We start from the raw sequence: 20,534 nt of genomic DNA on the forward strand, positions 1-20,534 counted from the left end.
TCTCTCACCTTTTTAGAATATAAACCAAACTAAGCCATACTTGCAAGAAGATTTTCTAATTCCTCCTTGGTCAAGCGACGCCATTCTCCTCGCTGCAAGTTCTCATCTAAAACTAAAGTTCCCATAGTCAAACGTTGCAAGTCTACTACTTCCTTGCCACAGTAGGCCACCATACGCTTGACCTGATGAAACTTCCCTTCTGCAATGGTCACACGGATTTGGCTTTGGTTCTTTTCTGTATCTATGGACACAAGCTCCAGTCTAGCGGGTTGACAGGTAAAGTCTTTGAGAGGAATACCCTCAGCAAATATCTCCACATCTTCTTGGGTCATAATTCCCTTGACATGGGCCAGATAAGTCTTGTCCACATGACGCTTTGGTGAAAGAAGAGCATGGGCAAGCTGACCATCATTGGTCAAGAGTAGAAGACCATGTGTATCAATATCCAAGCGTCCTACCGGGAAAACTTCCTTGCTCCGAGCCAAGTCATCCAACAAGTCCAGAACGGTCCTGTGCTTAGGATCCTCAGTCGCTGAGATAACTCCTTTGGGCTTGTTCATCATATAGTAGACAAACTCTTCATACTCCAAAACTTGCCCATCAAAGCGAATCTCATCTATTTTTTCATCAATCTGCAATTTAGCTGATTTTTCTTTTTTACCATTTACCGTCACGCGCCCAGCCTTGAGCAAGTTTTTGACCTCAGTCCGGCTCCCCACAGCGCAGGCAACTAAAAATTTATCTAATCTCATAGAACTATTATATCATACTCAAAAGGAGGCTGGTACAATGACCAACCTCCTTTTCGTTTCATACTCTTCAAAAATCTCTTCAAACCGCGTCAACGTCGCCTTGCCGTATATATGTTACTGACTTCGTCAGTTCTATCTGCAACCTCAAAACAGTATTTTGAGCTGACTTCGTCAGTTCTATCTGCAACCTCAAAACAGTGTTTTGAGCTGACTTCGTCAGTTCTATCTACAACCTCAAAACAGTGCTTTGAGCAACCTGCGGCTAGTTTCCTAGTTTGCTCTTTGATTTTCATTGAGTATCAGATTTAGGAAATTAACTTCCTCGTCTCCAGAAAATCGCTAAGACAATCATGGAACCTAGTACTGCCGGAATAATGGCAATTCCTGCTATTATCGGTCCCCAAGTCCCAAAAAGCAAATGGCCTATAAAGGCACCAATCCATCCGAGAAACATTTTTCCAAAACATCCCATGCGTTCTCCACGATTGGTCAGAGTACCTGCTAAAAATCCCACTAAGAGACCTACGAACATACTTCCTAACATATTATCTCTTTAATTTGCCCAATCTCCGTTACGGAAGAGTGGTACACGTGTCCCATCCTCACGGATACCATCGATATCCATTTGGTTAGAACCAATCATAAAGTCTACGTGAACATCTGAACGGTTAAGCCCCGCAGCTTCAAGCTCCTCTTCGCTCATCTCCGCTCCACCAACAACGCTAGTTGCATAGGCTGCACCGATAGCCAAGTGATTTGACGCATTTTCATCGAAAAGAGTGTTAAAGAAGGTAATGCCTGACTGAGAAATTGGGCTTGGATCTGGTACCAAGGCACATTCACCTAAGGCACGCGCACCCGCATTTTCAAAGACAAGGTCTTTCATGACTTGATCGCCCTTCTCAGCAGTGATGTCAACGATTTGTCCATCCTTAAAGGTTACCTTAATACCTTCGATGATATTTCCGTTATAGCTAAGCGGTTTTGTAGAAGTGACATAACCATCTGCGCGACGGAAATCAGGCGCTGTGAAAACTTCCTCTGTCGGCATATTTGGCAAGAATCCTTCTCCCTGTGCATTGATAGCCCCAGCTGATTCCCAAACGTGGTTCTTCGGCAAGCCAAGGGTCAAATCGGTTCCTGGCGCTGTGTAGTGAAGGGCTGAAAATTGCTCTTTATTAAGCATATCGGCCTTGCTCTTCAAGATAGCTGCATGCTCTTCCCAAGCCTTAACAGGATCTGCTTCGTAGACACGACAAGTTTTGAAGATTTGGTCCCAAAGGAGATCAACTGCTTCTTCGTCGCTCGTAGCATTTGGAAAGACTTTCTTAGCCCACTCAAGTCCAGCAGCGGCTGCTACAGTCCAACTAACCTTGTTGGATTGAGTTGCGATTCGCATTGGCTTCATGGCAAGTCCCATAGCTTTAGCAGAAGCTGAAAGCTTGTCAGCATCCACTCCGTTCAAGGCACCTGGATCAGAAGAACGAACCCCAAGACGGCTAGCTTTGTTCTCCAAAAGATAGTTCATCTCAGCAATCTTGTATTCTGGTACATTATCCAGACGCTCCATCGGCGCATGGAGGAATTTCTCACGGTTAATGACATCATCTGTCCACTGAACAATAACCTCATGCGCACCCAAAGCATAAGCTTCTTTGACAATCAAATGCGCCAATTCACGTTGCTCCACATCGATAGAGAGAGCCAAAGTGTGACCAGGTTGCACGTTGATTCCATTTGCAACCAACAATTTCGCGTATTTTTCTAGATTTTCTTTAAAATTTGGTAAAACCATGTTGTTTTCTCTTTTCTATATTTATTTTTCTTTCAAAGCAGAGAATAATCCTGCTAAAGCAATGGCACCTGACAAAAGTGCTGTTGATAGAAGAATTGTCTGATCAGCAAGTTCTAATTGATATTCAAATACCTTCTCAGCCGGCTTATCTTCCGCAAAAATTCTTAGTTTCATCCTGAACTCCTTAAAATAGATTAAAACAAATCACTATGACTTCCTGTCCTCAGCAAATTTAAAATCAATTCTTCCTTGTCTACTTTATAAACCAAAAGCCAATCTGGCTGGATATGGCATTCACGAACTCCTTGAAAATGCTTGGATGCCGTTAATTGATGATCACGATATCTAGCAGGAAGTTCTTTTTCTTGAACAAGAAAATTTAAAACTTCTTCTAATAATTCTGCCTTTAAACCACGCTTCATAGCCAACTTAAAATCTTTTTTAAACTGTTTATGGTAACGAATCTTAAGCACGTAAGTCCTCCATCAAGTCTGAGACTGATTCAAAAGACTGGCTCATATTACGATTTTGGTCTAAATCCGTTAACACTTGGAGCAACTTCCGATTTTCGTCTAGCCTAACATCAAAAGGTAATCCCTGATATTGAATAGCCTGACGAAGGAAAATATTAATAGCCGTTGTCATATCCATTCCCAGGTTATTAAACACCTGTTGGGCCTGCTCCTTAACCTCACTATCCAGACGAATGCTCATACTCGTCTTTGACATACTCTCACCCTCTTTCTATAGACTATTTTAACAAAAAAGAAGGCTAATGTAAATCTATTAGATATACAATGGCCTCTTTGAATAGATGATTATAGTTGTTCTGATGTCTTATTTTCTATAAAATGATTTACCCTAGTCAAAATCTCTTTTTCCAGTTCTGTTATTTGTTTCGGACCCCAACCAGAATCTTTTTTAGAAGTTATCTTTGCCATCATCTGTAATTTTAAACTTTGACGATGGAATATATCTTCTTTTTCCCATTGTTTTAATTTAGCTTCTGGATAGGAGTTGCCAAACCTGGAGTTCTGACTATCGGTAATAATACAAAGGTTGCCAAAGGAATGTAAAAACTCCGCAGGTAATTGGCTCTCTCCATCATGTCCATTTGGATTCTGAGGATACCAATGCTCTATGGAGCGACGATATGCAAATTTGAAATGATCAAAATTAATATCCTTGTACTCTTTCTCTAATTCGGCACGATTTTTCCATAAAACATAATCTACAAAGTTAAAAGCGTAAACAGGAATTGCTCCATATTTTTTGATACTTTTATCTTCAGTAAACAATCTTTCCTCAGCATATCTCACTGCCATTTTTTCAAGAAAATCCTTAAACTGACTAGCAAATTCTGTTTGATTTAACTCTTCAATATGGTTAAACAAGAATTGCAAGATTTCATATAACCAACGACTATCACGATTAGCAGTAAAGGTCACAGCAAACATAGATTGAAGGAGGATAATGTTTTTGTTTAAATTGTCAAAAGTATTTTTTTGAAAGTTAATTCGAATTTCATTTCGTTTATATGTCTCATACTTACCTCGTTTGATTTGCCATTCGGTTTCATTTTCTAATTGGACATTTTTTACGATAAGCGTATCAAATATATGCTTCATAGTCAGAAGTAGTTGCCCAAATTGTTGGACCCATTCTCTATCTCGTCGTTCAATTTCAAAAATTTTCAATAATTTTTTATCATCAAATGTAGTTTCATCATTTCCTTCCATGATGAAAAAAACTTGAAGCAAAAATGTTGGAAAATCAATTACAGTCGTATAATTTGAAATATCTGCTCCATTATTTACTAAACTACTACTTTCATATTTTGTCTGAGTAATTGCATCTAGTAAACTTCGTTGCTCAATTTTTTTTACTCTTATTTTCTCAAATACACTTTCCAATTTGAAGTTAGTAAATTCTTTACCAAAAATTTTCTCCCCCTCTTCATCAGTATTGTTTGGTCTACTTCGGATTTGAAAAGTTTTTATTACCGGCTTATCAAACTCTGCACAGGCATCCCAAATCCTTGCAAACTTTTGCGCCATTTCTTGATTTGTACCGAACTTAGCCATCATTCGCGCCTTAAGAATCTCATGAGCCTCTAGTTGTTCTCCTCGAGAATTGAAACGTTCAAAATAAAGATTCAAATCTAAATCCTCAGGAAGTACACTCCGAAAAATGATGACATTATCAAAAAGATAATCAACGAAAGACTGAGGATCCAATTGGCGCTCTTCTAACACTTTTTTTAATGCGTCTTTAGCATGTCTGTAGCCTCTAGTCAGCTCATTTTCATCGCCCTCTAAAATTTTTTTCTTGGCAAATAAATCTTGAATATTCTTATTTGATTTCTTCCTAGCTGGGAAGGTAAGATTGACAGCTTTCAATCTATCAAAACCAAACTCATGCTTCAAAGCTAAGGCAATCAAATTAAGGGCTGTTGTTCGTTGTTGCCCATCTATGATTTTGAAAATATCATTCTCTTTATTAACGACTAATGTTCCAATATAATAATTGTCTCTATAATAATTGTCTCTATTTTCTTGAAAAGCATCTGCTACGTCGTTCAATAACTGCTCGATTTCATTATAAGTCCAAGCAAAATTTCTCTGATAAAGAGGAATAGCATAGGTATCTTCATTTAACAAACGATTAACCGATAAGCTTATATGTGTTTCTACCATTTATCTTTTTCCTCTTCTATAATCTTGTCCACAGTATAATTTTCAAATAATTCTCTATCTATCTTGATCATGAAATCATTCGGAGTAACAGCATGGGATAAAAGTTGAAATAGCTTTTGAATCTCTTTTTGTCTAAACCTTCCACCAGCAACATAGTTTCCTACCGTTGCATCGTATATAGCTTTAGACTTAACTCGTGGGTAATAAGACCAAATAAACAAGGTCTCTACTATCTCCTTCAATAGCTCATCTTTTCCAAATCTATCTGCAAAAAGCGAGCATATATTTAAGAATATATTGTGACACTTGAGGTAGCGTCCTTTTGAGCTATTGTAAATGTTCAACATACCTTCTGGGTAAGCTAGATTTTTTTCTTCCCCTTCAGGTTCATCAGAAAATCCTAACTCTTCATTTAAAAAATCTTTATGTTCTTTAATAGTTTCATAAGCAGATTCAATATACTCAAAAAATTTACTTCCATCAATGATTGGCATAGTAATGGACATGGGGAGATTTTCAATATGACGATACAATTCTAGATATGGAAAATTCTGGTTCAAATCAACGCCTTTAAAATCGTCAATAAAATCCTCTGTAAAACGGAGATAAGAACCATAACGCTTGTTTGTCAATCCTGTCTCTCCTCGCGACCAACGTCTCATACGAAAAAGATGTTTATCAAATAACTCTTTGAGACTTAACTCTTTATCCTCTACAAATTGCTCCCACTTTTCCACAATTCTTTCATCTTCGGAATCTTGCTTGCGAAGATGATAGGCTTTGAGCAAATCATGAGGTTCTAGAGATTTTCCACGATTATTCTGAGAATCAAATAGCTGAAAGGCTTCTGATAATCGTTCTTTGGGCATAGTAATCACAGAGACAGCACAATTCTCTAATAAAAAATTGCAAATATCTTTTGCCTGATTTTCGCCAACTAATTGAGTTAAATTTTTCCACTCATTATAATTTTCACTCGCATGATAGCAAGATAGCTCTCCAAATTCTTCAGCACTCAGCAGTTGCTTAGCACCCTTATAATTCTCTAATCTATCTAATAAATGAAGAAACAAGGAAATTGAAATTAGCCGTTGCTGTCCATCGACAATATCGTATCCATCATTTTCATGTAAGATAACGGAACCAATCTGATATTCCTTTTTCCCCATAGCATCTCGTAAATCATAAAAAAGATTACGGATATGTTTTCTGTTCCATTTATATGGTCTTTGATAAGAAGGAATCCGCAACTTCCCTTCTTTCAATAGTTCTCCAACCTTTTTAGAAGTAAATTGAATAGTCATTTTATCCTCATCTATATTTATCTATCATTTCTTGAACTGTTTGCTTCATATCCTCTACTAAAATCCGAGGAGACAAAACAGTAACTGCTTCCCCTTGTCCCAGCAACCAGCGTTTAAGCCCTGGTGTATGCTGACTTTCAAACTGAAAATGAGTCCAGTCGCCATTTTTCCCAACTATTTTTGCATTTGGAAATTGATCCATCACAATCGTCGGTTCGTACAAATACTCGATTTCAATACTGATTTTCTTCCCGATAAAAGCATCTACTCTCTCGTTACGAATGTCGCCATCTCTAAATTTATCTCGATAAGAAATAGAGGGTTTCTCTATACCACTAAGAGACCATGACTGGATACGGTCTACTCTTAAGGTAATATAAGTAGCATGTTTCAACTGGTAAACAACCAGATAGAAATAATGACTATCATAGTAAAGAGAGACTGGCAAAACAGTCTGCCTCTTAGAAGATTCAGAATAAGGTTTTTGATAGATAATATCTAGAACCTGTTCATGCAAAATAGCTTCTGATAAATTCCATATTTTCTCTATTCTATTTTGTTGATCCGTTAAGGGAGCATAGTTCAGCTTTTCACTGCCAATAATCTGCTCAATTTCTTTCTGATCATCACGGGGAACCAAAACCAGTAAATTTTTTAGTAAGCTAGCAATTTCTGGTCTATTCAGTGCTCGATTTTCCAATAAAATCTTTGAAATAACGAGAATATCCTTTTTATTAAAAACTGACTTACTTGCTAAACAATACTTATTCGTCTTACGGTTATAAAGCAAATCTCCACTATAACTGGTGTTACTAGATAAAATATCACGGAGTAGCGAAAAATCTCTCTGTATCGTCTTTTCACTAACCTCAAATTCCTGAGCCAGTTGCTTTTTTCCTAACGGAGTCCCAAACTGTAAGCGTAAAAAGATAGTTAGTAATCTCTCTTGATCATTCATTTGCAATTTCCTTCTACATATTATTCAAACAATATTATTTCTAGTACATTATCATCACTTCTATAGTCTAACTAGCACTTTATATTCAAAACGATTAAAGCAAAATAAACTAGCCCTTAGGTGATTTCAACTGTACCACTATGCCAGATTCGAAGAACTCAACTACGGATTCATCCATATTTTTTAAGTCTTCGGGTAAGCAGTCTGAATATACAATGAAGAGTTTGCTTCTTTTCTTATTCTCTTTGAATTGCTGCATCCAGTATTCCTGTACCCTTTGATCAGCCTCTCCCAAAAATTGAACTCCCTCCAGAAAAATCAAGTCATACTCTGTATGCTCCATTTGCAGTTTTATCCATTGACTATGTTTAGAAAAAATCAAATTATCTCTCACTCGATAATATCCAAGTGATGCTATTGGAGTAGCAGGTTTTATTTTAGTTAACGTATAAAACAAATGCCATCTGTCAGTCTCTGAAATACCGCAAATATAAATACATTGAGAATCTTCTTTTAAGTCTATTTGTGGGAACCCAGTCCAATCACTCCCATCATCTTTCAAGCCTTTTTCAAAATTGTAAATTTGCTCTTCAATTGACACGTTAGAATTTAAAATTCCTTGATCCACCATATTATACTCTCTTTTCTATTATTTTTAAGAGAATTATAACAAATCAAGTGGACATATTTTGTCCACTTGATCAAAATAAGCAATTTTTAAAACAACTCATCAAACAAACTGAGCTGGTTATCCTCTGGCATATTGCCCAGAATACCCATTTCATCCATCTTTTCAACCAAGGTTGATGAGAGCCCTCCACGCTTGCGCAATTCTGTTTTAGAGAGGAATTCTCCCTCTTCACGCGCTCGCACCAATTGCTTGGCAACGTTCTCTCCTAGACCATCCATTGCTACAAATGGCGGGATGAGGGTATCCCCATCGATAAGGAACTCTGTCGCCTGACTACGATAGAGATCGAGTTTTCCAAACTTGAAACCACGCTCCCACATTTCATTGACAATCTCAAGAGTTGTATAAAGATCAATTTCTACATTAGAGGCTTCATTATTCTTCCGTTTTTCAGAGATTTCTTCCATTCTGCGCTTGATAGCATCCAAGCCCGCCCCCATGGTCTTGATATCAAAAGCCTTAGCACGGATTGAGAAATAAGCACAGTAGTAATAAATGGGATGATGAACCTTGAAGTAAGCTACACGCAAGGCCATCATAACGTAGGCTGCCGCATGGGCTTTAGGGAACATGTACTTGATTTTCCCACAAGACTCGATATACCACTCTGGTACCTTATTAGCCTTCATGGCTTCGATGTAGCCATTACGTTCCTCTTCGGAAATCTTGAGCCATAAGCCTTTACGCACCCGTTCCATGATAGTAAAGGCCATCTTAGGTTCGAGACCAGCATGCATGAGGTACACCATGATGTCGTCCCGACAACCAATAACGGTTGATAGGTCTGCAATCCCTTGTTTAATCAGATCTTGGGCATTGCCCAGCCAAACGTCGGTACCATGGGATAGACCTGAGAGCTGAAGCAACTCTGCAAAAGTTGTCGGATGGGTCTCGTCTACCATTCCACGTACAAAGTTGGTCCCAAACTCTGGAATCCCCAGCATACCCGTCGGCGTTCCGATTTGCTCAGGTGTTACCCCTAACACATCAGTCCCAGAAAAGAGAGCCATAACTCCCTCATCATCCATTGGGATTTCATTAGGATCAATCCCAGACAAGTCCTGGAGTTTCCGAATCATGGTCGGATCATCATGCCCCAGCACATCGAGTTTGAGGACGTTCTCATCGATATCGTGGAAGTTAAAGTGAGTGGTCTGCCATTCAGCTGTCACGTCATCCGCTGGATACTGGACAGGCGTAAAGTCGTAGACATCCATATAGTTAGGAATAACAACAATTCCCCCCGGGTGTTGTCCCGTCGTCCGCTTGACACCAGCTGCACCTTGAGCAAGACGTTCCACCTCTGCATCACGATAAAACTTGCCATAATCTCGCTCATAGCCCTTGACAAATCCATAAGCGGTCTTGGCAGCCACCGTACCAACCGTTCCTGCACGGAAGGCATATTCCTCACCAAAGATATCACGTACATCCAAGTGGGCACTAGGCTGATCTTCTCCCGAGAAGTTCAAGTCAATATCGGGAACCTTGTCTCCATCAAAACCAAGGAAGGTCTCAAATGGAATATCCTGCCCATTTTTACTGAGTTTGTGACCACAGTTTGGACAGTCCTTATTGGGCATATCAAATCCTGAACCGTACGAACCATCTGTGATAAACTCGCTATACTGACACTGACCACAGACATAGTGAGGAGATAGAGGATTAACCTCCGTAATCCCAATCATGGTCGCAACGAAACTAGATCCGACAGACCCACGAGAACCAACCAAGTAGCCCCGTTCATTGGAACGTTGTACCAGCATCTGGGAAGCCAGATAAATCACAGCAAATCCATTTCCCAGAATAGAAGTCAATTCCTTTTCAATCCGCAAATCAACAATATCTGGTAGCGGATTTCCATAAATCTCAAAAGCTTTCTTATAGGTCAATTCAGCGACCGTTTCTTCAGCCTTGTCTATGAAAGGCGTGTACAAGTCCCCCTTAACAACCTCAACAGGTTCAAAGATATCTGCCAAGGCATTGGTGTTGTCAATAACTAGTTTCCGAGCTAATTCCTCGCCCAAGAAGGCAAATTCATCCAACATCTCATTGGTTGTTCGAAAATGAGCCTTGGGAAGAGGAGCTGGTTGGGCATGCTCACCGTGACCAATGGTACGGTTAATTATCGCTCCCTGACCCAAACTACGGACGATAATTTCACGGTAAATCTCTTCTTCTGGTTCGATATAGTGGACATTCCCCGTAGCCAGAACAGGCTTACCAAGGCGGTCTCCCACTTCTATCAAACTTTTGATAATGGTCTGGAGTTCTTCCATATCCTTGACCTGCTCCTTGGCAATCAAGGGAGCATAGATGGCAGGTGGCATAACCTCGATAAAGTCATAATACTTGGCCACCTCAACCGCCGCATCCACACCTTGGGAAACAACTGCATCGAAAACTTCACCTTCAGAGCAAGCTGAACCTAAAATCAGACCTTCCCGATGGGCATCTAAAACCGTTCTCGGAATCCGTGGCACTCCTTCAAAGTACTTGGTATTAGACAAGGAAACCAGCTTAAAGATATTTTTTAGCCCTACTTGATTCTTGACATAAATGGTCGCATGTTTAATCCGAGCTTTTTTATAAGAATCTGGGCTAATCAAATCAATGTTGAGTCTAGCTAAGTCAGTCACACCATGTTTTTCTGCTACCTCTTTGATAAAGATGAAAAGCAGACGACCTGTAGCTTCCGCATCGTAATTGGCCATGTGGTGATGTTCTAGGGCCACACCAAAACGCTTGGTCAAAGGCCCCAAACCATGACGTTTGTACTCAGGATAGAGGTTTCTAGCAAACTCCAGCGTATCAATAACTGGCCGACTAATCTTTGGCAGACCATGACGCTCATAATTGGCATTCATAAAGCCAACGTCAAAGGTCGCATTGTGAGCGACTAAGACTGTATCCTGACAAAATTCTTGGAATTCTTGCAAAACTTGTTCCAGTGGTTTGGCATTTTTGACATGGTCATCTGTAATTCCAGTCAACTCAGTAGTAAAAGCTGACAAGGGATGCCCAGGATTGATAAATTCATCAAATTCAGCAATGACATTCCCCTTGTACATCTTAGAAGCCGCAACCTGAATCAAATCATTATAGATAGCTGAAAGTCCTGTCGTTTCCACGTCAAAAACCACGTAGGTCGCTTCTGACAAGTCCATCTCCACTTCATTATAGACGATAGGGACACGATCCTCCACGATATTGGCTTCCATACCATAGATCAGCTGGATTCCCGCTTTTTTGGCCGCCTTATAGCCGTGTGGGAAGGATTGAACATTCCCGTGGTCGGTGATAGCAACTGCTTTGTGTCCCCACTTAGCAGCTGTCGCAACGATTTCTTCAACCTCTGGTAGAGCATCCATGGTCGACATGTTAGTATGAGCGTGAAACTCAACCCGACGCTCACCTTCTGGCATCAAATCCTTACGCTCATAGTGAACAACTTCCTGCACATCCTGCACGTTCATAGTCAAATCGCGTGTGAAGTTATTCATCTCCACATTCCCACGAACTCGGAGCCAAGAATTTTTCTTGATTAGATCAAATTTCTGAGCCTCTTCTTCATTCTTAACCCACTTTTGCATAGAAAAACTTGAAGTGTAGTCCGTCATTTTAAAGTTGATCAAAACACGCCCTGTTCTGGTCACTTTTTGCTCCACATCAAAAACAACCCCTTCAAAGACCAAACGATTTTCCTCCGTCGTCACTTCAATCATAGGAGTAATCTCTGCCTTATCCAGCTTCGGTTTAGCTACAGCTTTTTTGGCTTGAAAATCAAAGGCTGGTTTCTCTTCAGCTGGAGGTGGTGCCATCTGTTCCAGTTGCTCCATAGCACGGAGCGCTTCCTCATTGGCCGCTTGAACAATCTGCTCATTTTCAGCATGAAAGGCTTCTTCCTGCTCTTGGGTCAGCACATCATTTTTCTCTACTTGACAGTTAAAAGTAGGAAAACCAAATTTTTCAAGTTGTTTGGCTAAATTAGGAAGGTGATTTTTCTTAAAATGTTCCTTATCAATCGCCTCTGAGCCCTCAATAAATAGCTGATTGTCCTCCGCACGAACTTTCAAATTTTGATAAAGGGACTTAAAACCTTGACTAGCACATGGCCCTTCAGAGAAAGCCTCCCTATAGTAGGCCTGCAAAAGCTGATTTGAAAATTCTTGAGACCGAGCTTTGATTTCAAAAACAGCTTTATTGCCTGTCTTAGAAAATTCCTCACTCAGCCCTTTCTTTAATTCTAAAAAGATTTCGATCGGTAAAATATTAGAAAATACGAAATGAAACTCCCATACCTTACTAATTTTATGAACCACAACTCGCTCAATATCGGCCTGTGCTAAAGCAGGATCCTGTCTCATTTCAGCAGACATCCCCAGTTGATTCATCAAAATTTCAAAACTATTTGACATTCATTTTCCTCACATTATTCTTCTACTATTTTACCATATTTAGAGGTATTTTCTAAAGACAAAAGGAAGCCACTAAGTGACTTCCTTCTAGAGCGAAGACTGATTAGTCTTCACCTTTGTTTTTCTTAATGATTTCTTCTTGTACTGACTTAGGTACATCTTCGTAGTGGTCAAATACCATCATGAATGTACCACGTCCTTGAGATGCAGAACGAAGAACTGTTGCGTAACCGAACATTTCAGCAAGTGGAACATAAGCACGAACGATTTGGCTGTTACCATGTGCTTCCATACCATCTACACGTCCACGACGAGCAGTTACGTGACCCATAACATCACCAAGATTTTCTTCTGGAACAGTGATTGTTACAAGCATCATTGGCTCAAGGATAGCTGGTTGTGCTGATTTAGCAGCTTCTTTAAGAGCAAGTGAAGCCGCGATCTTGAAGGCAGTTTCAGATGAGTCGACATCGTGGTATGAACCATCGTAAAGCTTAGCTTTAACGTCAACCATTGGGTAACCTGCAAGAACACCGTTAGCCATAGATTCTACCAAACCTTTTTCAACCGCTGGGATAAATTCACGAGGAACCACACCACCGACGATTGCGTTTTCGAATTCGAATCCTTTACCTTCTTCGTTTGGAGTAAATTCAATCCATACATCACCAAATTGACCTTTACCACCAGACTGACGTTTGAAGAATCCACGTGCTTGAGTAGAAGCGCGGAATGTTTCACGGTAAGATACTTGAGGAGCACCTACGTTCGCTTCAACTTTGAACTCACGACGCATACGGTCAACAAGGACGTCAAGGTGAAGCTCACCCATACCAGAGATAACTGTTTCACCAGTTTCAACGTTTGTTTCAACTCGGAATGTTGGATCTTCTTCAGCCAATTTTTGAAGGGCGATACCCATCTTATCTTGGTCTGCTTTAGATTTTGGCTCAACCATCAATTGGATAACTGGTTCTGGAACGTTGATTGACTCAAGGATGATTTTAGCTTTTTCATCTGTCAATGAGTCACCAGTAGTAGTATCTTTCAAACCAACGGCAGCAGCGATATCACCTGAGTAAACAGTGTCGATTTCTTGACGGCTGTTAGCGTGCATTTGAAGGATACGTCCGATACGTTCACGTTTACCTTTAGAAGTGTTCAATACGTATGAACCTGATTGAAGAACACCTGAGTAAACACGGAAGAATGTCAAACGACCTACGAATGGGTCAGTCATGATCTTGAAGGCAAGAGCTGCAAATGGTTCTTCGTCAGATGCTGGACGAGTTTCTTCAGCATCTGTATCTGGGTTAATACCTTTGATAGCTGGGATATCAAGTGGGCTTGGAAGGTAGTCAATAACTGCATCAAGCATCAATTGAACACCTTTGTTCTTGAAGGCAGAACCACACAATACTGGGAAGAATTCAACGTTGATAGTCGCTTTACGGATACCAGCTTTCAATTCTTCGTTAGTGATTTCTTCACCTTCGAGGTATTTCATCATCAATTCTTCGTCAGTTTCAGCAACTGCTTCAACCAATTTTTCACGGTATTCTTGAGCTTGGTCAAGGTATTCAGCTGGAATATCTTCTTCAAGGATATCTGTACCAAGGTCGTTCGTATAGATTTCAGCTTTCATCTTGATCAAGTCGATGATACCACGGAAGTCATCTTCAGAACCGATTGGCAATTGGATTGGGTGTGCATTTGCTTGAAGACGATCGTGAAGTGTGCTTACAGAGTAAAGGAAGTCAGCACCGATTTTGTCCATTTTGTTGGCAAATACGATACGTGGAACTCCATACTCAGTTGCTTGACGCCAAACTGTTTCAGTTTGAGGCTCAACACCTGATTGTGAGTCAAGAACTGTAACCGCACCATCCAATACACGAAGAGAACGTTGTACTTCGATTGTGAAGTCCACGTGTCCTGGTGTGTCGATGATGTTTACGCGGTGGTTGTTCCATTGAGCTGTTGTCGCAGCAGATGTGATAGTGATACCACGCTCTTGCTCTTGCTCCATCCAGTCCATTTGTGACGCACCTTCGTGAGTTTCACCGATTTTGTGGATTTTACCAGTGTAGTAAAGAATACGCTCAGTAGTTGTTGTTTTACCAGCATCGACGTGAGCCATGATACCGATATTACGAGTTTTTTCAAGTGAAAATTCGCGTGCCATGAGGTTTGTTTCTCCTATTTATTTTTGATTTCTATTCTATTATAACATGATTTTAATAAAAACGGATAGGCAGGACCTACCCGTTCTCAATGTTTTCATGCTATTGTTAGTTTCAACTTGTAGGTTTACAAATTGAATCGAACTCGGGCTAAAAGCCCAAGTTAGTTGAGTTGAGCTCAAGCTAAAAGTCTGGAGAAAAAGATGAATCTCATTGGTTGCAATCGCAACCTGCTTCGATTCCCTATTTTCTCTGGGACTTTCTTAACGCTTTCGCATCCTATCTTACCAACGGAAGTGTGCGAATGCACGGTTAGCTTCAGCCATACGGTGAGTGTCTTCACGTTTCTTAACAGCTGCACCAGTGTTGTTAGCAGCATCCAAGATTTCTTTTGCAAGACGGTCTTGCATTGTGTGTTCACCACGAAGACGAGCGATTGTTACCAACCAACGAAGTCCAAGTGTTGTACGACGTTCTGGACGAACTTCAACTGGGACTTGGTAGTTAGAACCACCAACACGACGTGCACGTACTTCAAGTACAGGCATGATGTTTTCCATAGCTGTTTCAAATACTTCAAGTGCATCGTTTCCAGTAGCTTCTTTGATTTGCTCAAAGGCACCGTAAACGATTGAAGCAGCTGTACCACGTTTACCATCAAGCATAACGCGGTTGATAAGACGAGTAACTAGTTGTGAATTGTAAAGCGGATCTGGCAATACGTCACGTTTTGGAGCTCTATTTTTACGACTCATTTCTCTTTATCCCCTTTCCTTATGCTTTTGGACGTTTAGTACCGTATTTAGAACGGCCTTGTTTACGATCGTTAACACCTGCAGTATCAAGTGCACCACGGACGATATGGTAACGTACCCCTGGAAGGTCTTTTACACGTCCACCACGAAGAAGCACCACGCTGTGCTCTTGCAAGTTGTGTCCGATACCTGGGATGTAGGCAGTAACTTCGATAAGGTTGCTCAAACGTACACGAGCGAATTTACGAAGGGCTGAGTTAGGTTTTTTAGGTGTCATTGTTCCAACACGAGTTGCAACACCACGTTTTTGTGGTGAAGAAACGTTTGTTTGAACTTTTTTATGACTGTTGTAACCAACGTTCAAAGCTGGTGATTTAGATTTTTCTACTTTTGATTTACGCGGTTTGCGAACCAATTGGTTAATTGTAGGCATCTACATTCTCCTGTGTTTTTTTATTTTTGGTGATGATACACTTGGTGACAGCTATCATCTGTGTGTACTTTTGCAACATTTGTCAGCACGTCCCTGTACACTCTTGAGAGACCAAAAGTAAAAAGTACCGTCTATTATTGTAACAAAATTTTCCATTGGTTGTCAAGATATTTTTCTTTTTTATTGTTAATTTTAGCTCCTTGCTAGCACCTTAGAGTAAACAAAAAGGAGGAAACTAAACCCTCCTCTAGTTACAAAATTGTTTGTTTGATTGAATAATTTCAATTTTAGCACATAATGGTTTTCGAGTTATGATAGTATCACAACCAACCAGATTCTTTCGCGATATTAGCTGCCTCTGTTCGATTACCTGCATCTAGTTTTGAAAGAATATTGGTGACATAGTTTCGGACTGTTCCGTTGGATAGATAGAGTTTGTCTGCAATTTCTTGGTTAGACAAGCCTTGAGCAATTCCCTTTAAAACTGCGATTTCTTGCTCTGTTAATGGATTGAGATGCGTCATCACCACTTCCATCAATTCAGGCGAATACTCCTTGCGTCCTTCGAGGACGGTGTGCAAGGTTTGCATGAGGTCTGCAATGCTTCGTTCCTTTAATACATAAGCATCTACTCCATCCTTGACCGCACGTTCAAAATACCCAGGACGCTTGAAGGTCGTCACTACAACCACCTTTGTTTCTAGCTTTTCTGCTCGTATCCACTCCAAGACTTCAAGACCTGTCTTAACGGGCATTTCTACGTCAAGGATGGCGATATCTACAGACTCCTTTTCTAATAGTTGGATTGCTTCTTGCCCATTCTTGGCTTGTAAGACAGACTCTACATCTGCTTGAAAGGCAAGTAACTGGCACATGGCATCTCGTAACATACTTTGATCTTCTGCAACAAGTAGTTTCATCTTAGTTTCTCTCCTTATAAGGTAGTCGAACCTGAACTTCTGTCGGTTGTTTCTGACTAATTACCTTTACTTCTCCCGAAAATGGAAGAACACGATCTCGAACTGTATGGAGGTCATCCCCCTTTATAGAAGTAAAGCCACAGCCATCATCTCTCACTGTTAGAATGAGTTCCTTCTCTGTCCGTTCTAATTTTAAGTAAGTTTTAGATGCATTGGCATGTTTGATGATATTGGTCACCAACTCAAGCAAAATCATGGAAGCCGTTGACTCCAATTCTTGAGTAAGGCTAGCAGTATCTAGTTGGTTATCCGTTTCCACCTCAATTCCAGCAATTTCTAACATCTTTTTCACAGTATCTAGTTCAGATGCCAAAGTTCTAGACTTAAGATTTTCCACAATGGTTCGCACTTCACGCATTGATTCTTTGCTAATTTGCTGTATTTCTCTTAATTCCTTTTCCACCTGTGGATAAGCCTCCATCTGAAATAACTGCAAGGCTAGATCCGTTTTGACACTCAGCATAGCAAAGGTATGTCCCAGACTATCATGCAAATCCTGACCGATACGACTACGTTCATTTTCAGCTAGCAAGAGATTTATCTGGGCATTTTGCTTGGCCTGCGCGTCTTTCAAATCCTCCACAATACGAATCCGAACCAAACCAAAAGTCATCAAATCGACAAAAGCAAGAATTACAAGTAGATAGAATAGAAACTCAACTTCGATTCTCTGAATAATCAAAATTTGTCCCACAGCAAGGACTTGAGCAAGAAGAAAAGTCCAGACATGTAAAGACTTTAAACCACCTACGCTGAAATGATAACTTAAGAGATTGGATAGGAAAAAGAAAAACCAGATATAATTAACAGCAACAAAGGCAGTATTCCCAACTACATAAGTCAGCATGAGGCCCCAATATAGCCAAGATAGGCGCTGGCTCTTAGTTGTTAAAACACCCAAATACGCCACTACAAATAGAATATCAATCAATAAATGCCAGGCAGAAAGCCACCCAGTCACTACAGGTAGGATGGGGAAAATCATAAAAATTAAACTGGCCCAAAACATATAGTGTATGCTTTTCAGTCTTTCAAGCATTAAGCATTCTCCTTATGACCTTGAAGGTAAATGGTCAAACCAAACAAAACTGCTGAAAAAACAAGTAGATAAACTGTGGCTGATAGATTGATGCTACCCTCGTTTAAGAAGGTCTTGAGCAACTCCATCAACTGATAAGTTGGTAGGCGCTTCCCGATTGCTTGCATCCAGTCTGGAAATAAAGAGATGGGCATCCAGAGTCCACCTAAAACAGCCAAGCCTAGATAGAGAAGATTGCCCACGACAGACATCAGCTGACTAGAAGGCAAGAGTGTCAAGGTCAAGCCAAGCGCTACAAAAGCTACACTTCCTACTATCAGCAAGAACGCAGCCCCAATCCAGCTTCCTAAAGACATATCCACACCTCTGACCAAGTGCCCAACTGAGAAAACAACCAGGATTGAGACCAAATAATCAACCATCATACTGGTTATCTTTGATAGATAATATTCTACCATATTTACAGGGGTATGGCGCAATGTTTTCTGCCAGTTGTTGATTTTATCTGTATGTAAAACAGCTGGGAATGAAAACATAGCTGTCGACATCATGGAAAAGGCTGTCATGGAGATGAGGTAATCACGCATAAAATTAGCTGGTCCACCAGGTGTGTCCTGGTACATGCCTGAAAAGAATAAATAGAAGGCTGTCGGCATCCCTACGGATAATAGATAATAGACTAATTGTCGTTTGGTCAATAGAAATTCTATCTTGTTTAGTGCGATCCATCGTTTCATCTTAGTCATCTCCCTTTTGTGTTTCTTCAAAGATTGTATCTAGCAAACTACGATTATTGACTTCAATTTCTTGAATCCTACATCCTGCTTGCACTAACAGTTGCCAAAAAGCATCCGCTTCACGTGTAACTACTTGCAAAGCATCTTGTTTTTGTGACCAGTTTTCAACCAAGTTAGACTGCTCAATGACTTCCTTGTATGCTAGAGGAAGGATAAAGTGCTTTTCAATCTCCTCACTGCGCATGGCTAGAGGTGTTGTATCGCGAATCAACTCTCCCTTATTCAAGACCAAGATTCGGTCCGCTGTATGCTCTACCTCTTCAATATAATGGGAGGAATAGAGAATGGTAACTCCCTTAGCTTTTAGTTCCTGAACAATTTCCCAAAAGCGTTGACGAGTTGAGGTATCCATAGCCGATGTAGGCTCATCTAAAAAGACAAGCTTTGGTCGCCCAATTAAGGTCAAGACAAAAGAAAAGAGACGCTTTTGCCCACCTGACAATTTTTCTGCAAATTGCTCTTTCTGTTGCTGATCAAACTGCAATAGTTGATCGATTTCCTGATTGTTCAAGGAATTTGGATAAATACGTTGAAAGAAAGCAATCAACTCTTTTACCTTTAGTTTCTGAACGATTACATTTTCTTGGGGGAGATAAGCCCTAGTATAATCTAACTTAGAGCTCGTCACTGGTAAACCTTGAACAGATACTTGACCGCTGGAGACCAATTTATCTCCGAGCAAACAGTCCAAGAGTGTGGTCTTTCCTGCTCCGTTTGGCCCAATCATGGCAACACATTCACCTTCAGCTATCTCAAAGGAAATATCCTTCAAAATAGCCTTACCCTTGATGTTTTTATGTAAGCCTTGTACCTTAATCATGTTCATAATATTCTCCTTTCAGCCACTCCATTCCCATAGGAAAGGCGATAAAAATCATAAATCCTAGTCCCAAGGCACCACGGATGAATTGGTGAAGGAAGGCTTGATCAAACCAACCTGTAAACATTTCTACCAACCATACCACTAGTGATAGTCCAATAAAAAGATAGAGAAACGCTTTTTTCATTTTTCAAACTCCTTTTTCACATCTGAGACTAATTTCAAACCTTCTCGGATAAGCCAGGACATCATTCCAAATCCTGCAAATAGCTCCCAAGGAAAATGATAGAAATCTTCATCCAATCCTGAGAACATGAGATAAGTCATGACTCCTGCTGCTACTAAACTCATTGCGACAATTACTTTATGTTTCATTTTTTCTTCCTCCACTTGATACATCTAGTATAATTCTTTGAAGGTAGAATCACTAGAAACTTCTGTCATGAGGAGATATGACAAATGTCATAAAAGATTCTGTTCAAAACAAGAAAGATACACTATACAATAAAACACAAGTAGAAAAAAGCTAAGGTAGCTTCCTCAAAAGAGATATTAAATCCTATTCACACTATAATGTAAACTAATACTTATCTAGACTCGTAATAGCAGCAATTTTTATAACATTGAAACATATATTATAGGCGGAGCAAAAAAACTCTTCAATTACTTTCTTAAAAGTTTGTAAGAATTATACAATCTGTTAAATTTTAATTTATGTACCTAAACTACAGTATTCATTGAACAAATCATGAAACAAAAAAGCATACGCAATCAAAATGAATTACTGAAATTAAAAAAAAAAAAAGAGAGAAGCAAACCAATGTCATTAAGTTAAGAAATTCAAATACAATTCTGTATTTGGGTTTCTTTTTTATGTGATAAACTTATAGTTAAGGAGGGATTTTCCATGATA

General features: G+C 39.9%; 21 protein-coding genes. All 21 read right to left on the bottom strand.

Annotated elements, in window-relative coordinates; translation table 11 throughout:
- Positions 1-29: 29 nt before the first annotated feature.
- Positions 30-752, bottom strand: a complete 723-nt coding sequence (locus tag B7695_RS06865) for a pseudouridine synthase (RefSeq protein WP_084890648.1) — start codon at positions 750-752, stop codon at positions 30-32.
- Positions 753-841: 89 nt separating this feature from the next.
- Positions 842-1,045 (bottom strand): hypothetical protein, encoded by a 204-nt coding sequence (locus tag B7695_RS11475; RefSeq protein ID WP_239822269.1) that lies wholly within the window; start codon positions 1,043-1,045, stop codon positions 842-844.
- 20 nt (positions 1,046-1,065) lie between these two features.
- The gene (locus tag B7695_RS06875) at positions 1,066-1,296 is read right to left on the bottom strand and encodes a GlsB/YeaQ/YmgE family stress response membrane protein (RefSeq protein WP_084890650.1); all 231 of its coding nucleotides are present in this window, start codon (positions 1,294-1,296) and stop codon (positions 1,066-1,068) included.
- Positions 1,297-1,305: 9 nt separating this feature from the next.
- Positions 1,306-2,547 (bottom strand): aminopeptidase, encoded by a 1,242-nt coding sequence (locus B7695_RS06880; protein WP_084890653.1) that lies wholly within the window; start codon positions 2,545-2,547, stop codon positions 1,306-1,308.
- 21 nt (positions 2,548-2,568) lie between these two features.
- Positions 2,569-2,721 (bottom strand): hypothetical protein, encoded by a 153-nt coding sequence (locus tag B7695_RS06885; RefSeq protein ID WP_000776626.1) that lies wholly within the window; start codon positions 2,719-2,721, stop codon positions 2,569-2,571.
- Between the two features lie 20 nt (positions 2,722-2,741).
- Positions 2,742-3,020 carry a type II toxin-antitoxin system YafQ family toxin gene (locus B7695_RS06890; RefSeq protein ID WP_042900272.1) on the bottom strand — a complete coding sequence of 93 codons (279 nt, stop codon included), beginning with the start codon at positions 3,018-3,020 and terminating at the stop codon, positions 2,742-2,744.
- Entirely contained in the window at positions 3,013-3,276 is a 264-nt protein-coding gene (locus B7695_RS06895; protein WP_000047860.1) for a type II toxin-antitoxin system RelB/DinJ family antitoxin, read from the bottom strand. The genes B7695_RS06890 and B7695_RS06895 overlap by 8 nt, the downstream gene beginning before the upstream one ends.
- 89 nt (positions 3,277-3,365) lie before the next feature.
- Entirely contained in the window at positions 3,366-5,243 is a 1,878-nt protein-coding gene (locus B7695_RS06900; RefSeq protein WP_084890655.1) for a DUF262 domain-containing protein, read from the bottom strand.
- Positions 5,237-6,547, bottom strand: coding sequence for a DUF262 domain-containing protein (locus B7695_RS06905; RefSeq protein ID WP_084890657.1), 1,311 nt, complete (start codon positions 6,545-6,547; stop codon positions 5,237-5,239). Before B7695_RS06905 ends, B7695_RS06900 begins: the two co-directional genes overlap by 7 nt.
- Before the next feature lie 7 nt (positions 6,548-6,554).
- Complete coding sequence (locus tag B7695_RS06910; protein WP_084890659.1) at positions 6,555-7,505, bottom strand: helix-turn-helix transcriptional regulator; 951 nt, start codon at positions 7,503-7,505, stop codon at positions 6,555-6,557.
- A 109-nt stretch (positions 7,506-7,614) separates the two neighbouring features.
- A complete protein-coding gene (locus B7695_RS06915) occupies positions 7,615-8,136 on the bottom strand; it encodes a DnaA ATPase domain-containing protein (protein ID WP_084890661.1) in 522 nt (173 codons plus the stop codon).
- Between the two features lie 86 nt (positions 8,137-8,222).
- Positions 8,223-12,614, bottom strand: coding sequence for a PolC-type DNA polymerase III (locus B7695_RS06920; RefSeq protein ID WP_084890663.1), 4,392 nt, complete (start codon positions 12,612-12,614; stop codon positions 8,223-8,225).
- A 103-nt stretch (positions 12,615-12,717) separates the two neighbouring features.
- Positions 12,718-14,799: an elongation factor G gene (gene fusA / locus B7695_RS06925; RefSeq protein ID WP_000090354.1), complete on the bottom strand. Its 2,082-nt coding sequence runs from the start codon at positions 14,797-14,799 to the stop codon at positions 12,718-12,720.
- 282 nt (positions 14,800-15,081) lie between these two features.
- A complete protein-coding gene (rpsG, locus tag B7695_RS06930; RefSeq protein WP_000087873.1) occupies positions 15,082-15,552 on the bottom strand; it encodes a 30S ribosomal protein S7 in 471 nt (156 codons plus the stop codon).
- 19 nt (positions 15,553-15,571) lie between these two features.
- The gene (gene rpsL / locus B7695_RS06935) at positions 15,572-15,985 is read right to left on the bottom strand and encodes a 30S ribosomal protein S12 (RefSeq protein ID WP_001142332.1); all 414 of its coding nucleotides are present in this window, start codon (positions 15,983-15,985) and stop codon (positions 15,572-15,574) included.
- Between the two features lie 320 nt (positions 15,986-16,305).
- Positions 16,306-16,905 (bottom strand): response regulator transcription factor, encoded by a 600-nt coding sequence (locus tag B7695_RS06945; protein ID WP_084890665.1) that lies wholly within the window; start codon positions 16,903-16,905, stop codon positions 16,306-16,308.
- Position 16,906: 1 nt separating this feature from the next.
- Positions 16,907-18,004 (bottom strand): sensor histidine kinase, encoded by a 1,098-nt coding sequence (locus tag B7695_RS06950; protein WP_084890667.1) that lies wholly within the window; start codon positions 18,002-18,004, stop codon positions 16,907-16,909.
- Positions 18,004-18,741, bottom strand: a complete 738-nt coding sequence (locus B7695_RS06955; RefSeq protein WP_084890669.1) for an ABC transporter permease — start codon at positions 18,739-18,741, stop codon at positions 18,004-18,006. Before B7695_RS06955 ends, B7695_RS06950 begins: the two co-directional genes overlap by 1 nt.
- 1 nt (position 18,742) lies before the next feature.
- A complete protein-coding gene (locus B7695_RS06960) occupies positions 18,743-19,627 on the bottom strand; it encodes an ABC transporter ATP-binding protein (RefSeq protein ID WP_084890671.1) in 885 nt (294 codons plus the stop codon).
- Positions 19,614-19,808 (bottom strand): hypothetical protein, encoded by a 195-nt coding sequence (locus B7695_RS06965; protein ID WP_084890673.1) that lies wholly within the window; start codon positions 19,806-19,808, stop codon positions 19,614-19,616. Before B7695_RS06965 ends, B7695_RS06960 begins: the two co-directional genes overlap by 14 nt.
- Positions 19,805-19,996: a hypothetical protein gene (locus B7695_RS06970; RefSeq protein WP_012972435.1), complete on the bottom strand. Its 192-nt coding sequence runs from the start codon at positions 19,994-19,996 to the stop codon at positions 19,805-19,807. The genes B7695_RS06965 and B7695_RS06970 overlap by 4 nt, the downstream gene beginning before the upstream one ends.
- Positions 19,997-20,534: the final 538 nt, after the last annotated feature.

The organism is Streptococcus mitis, assembly GCF_002096845.1.
In the GTDB taxonomy this organism is placed as follows: Bacteria; Bacillota; Bacilli; order Lactobacillales; family Streptococcaceae; genus Streptococcus; species Streptococcus mitis_A.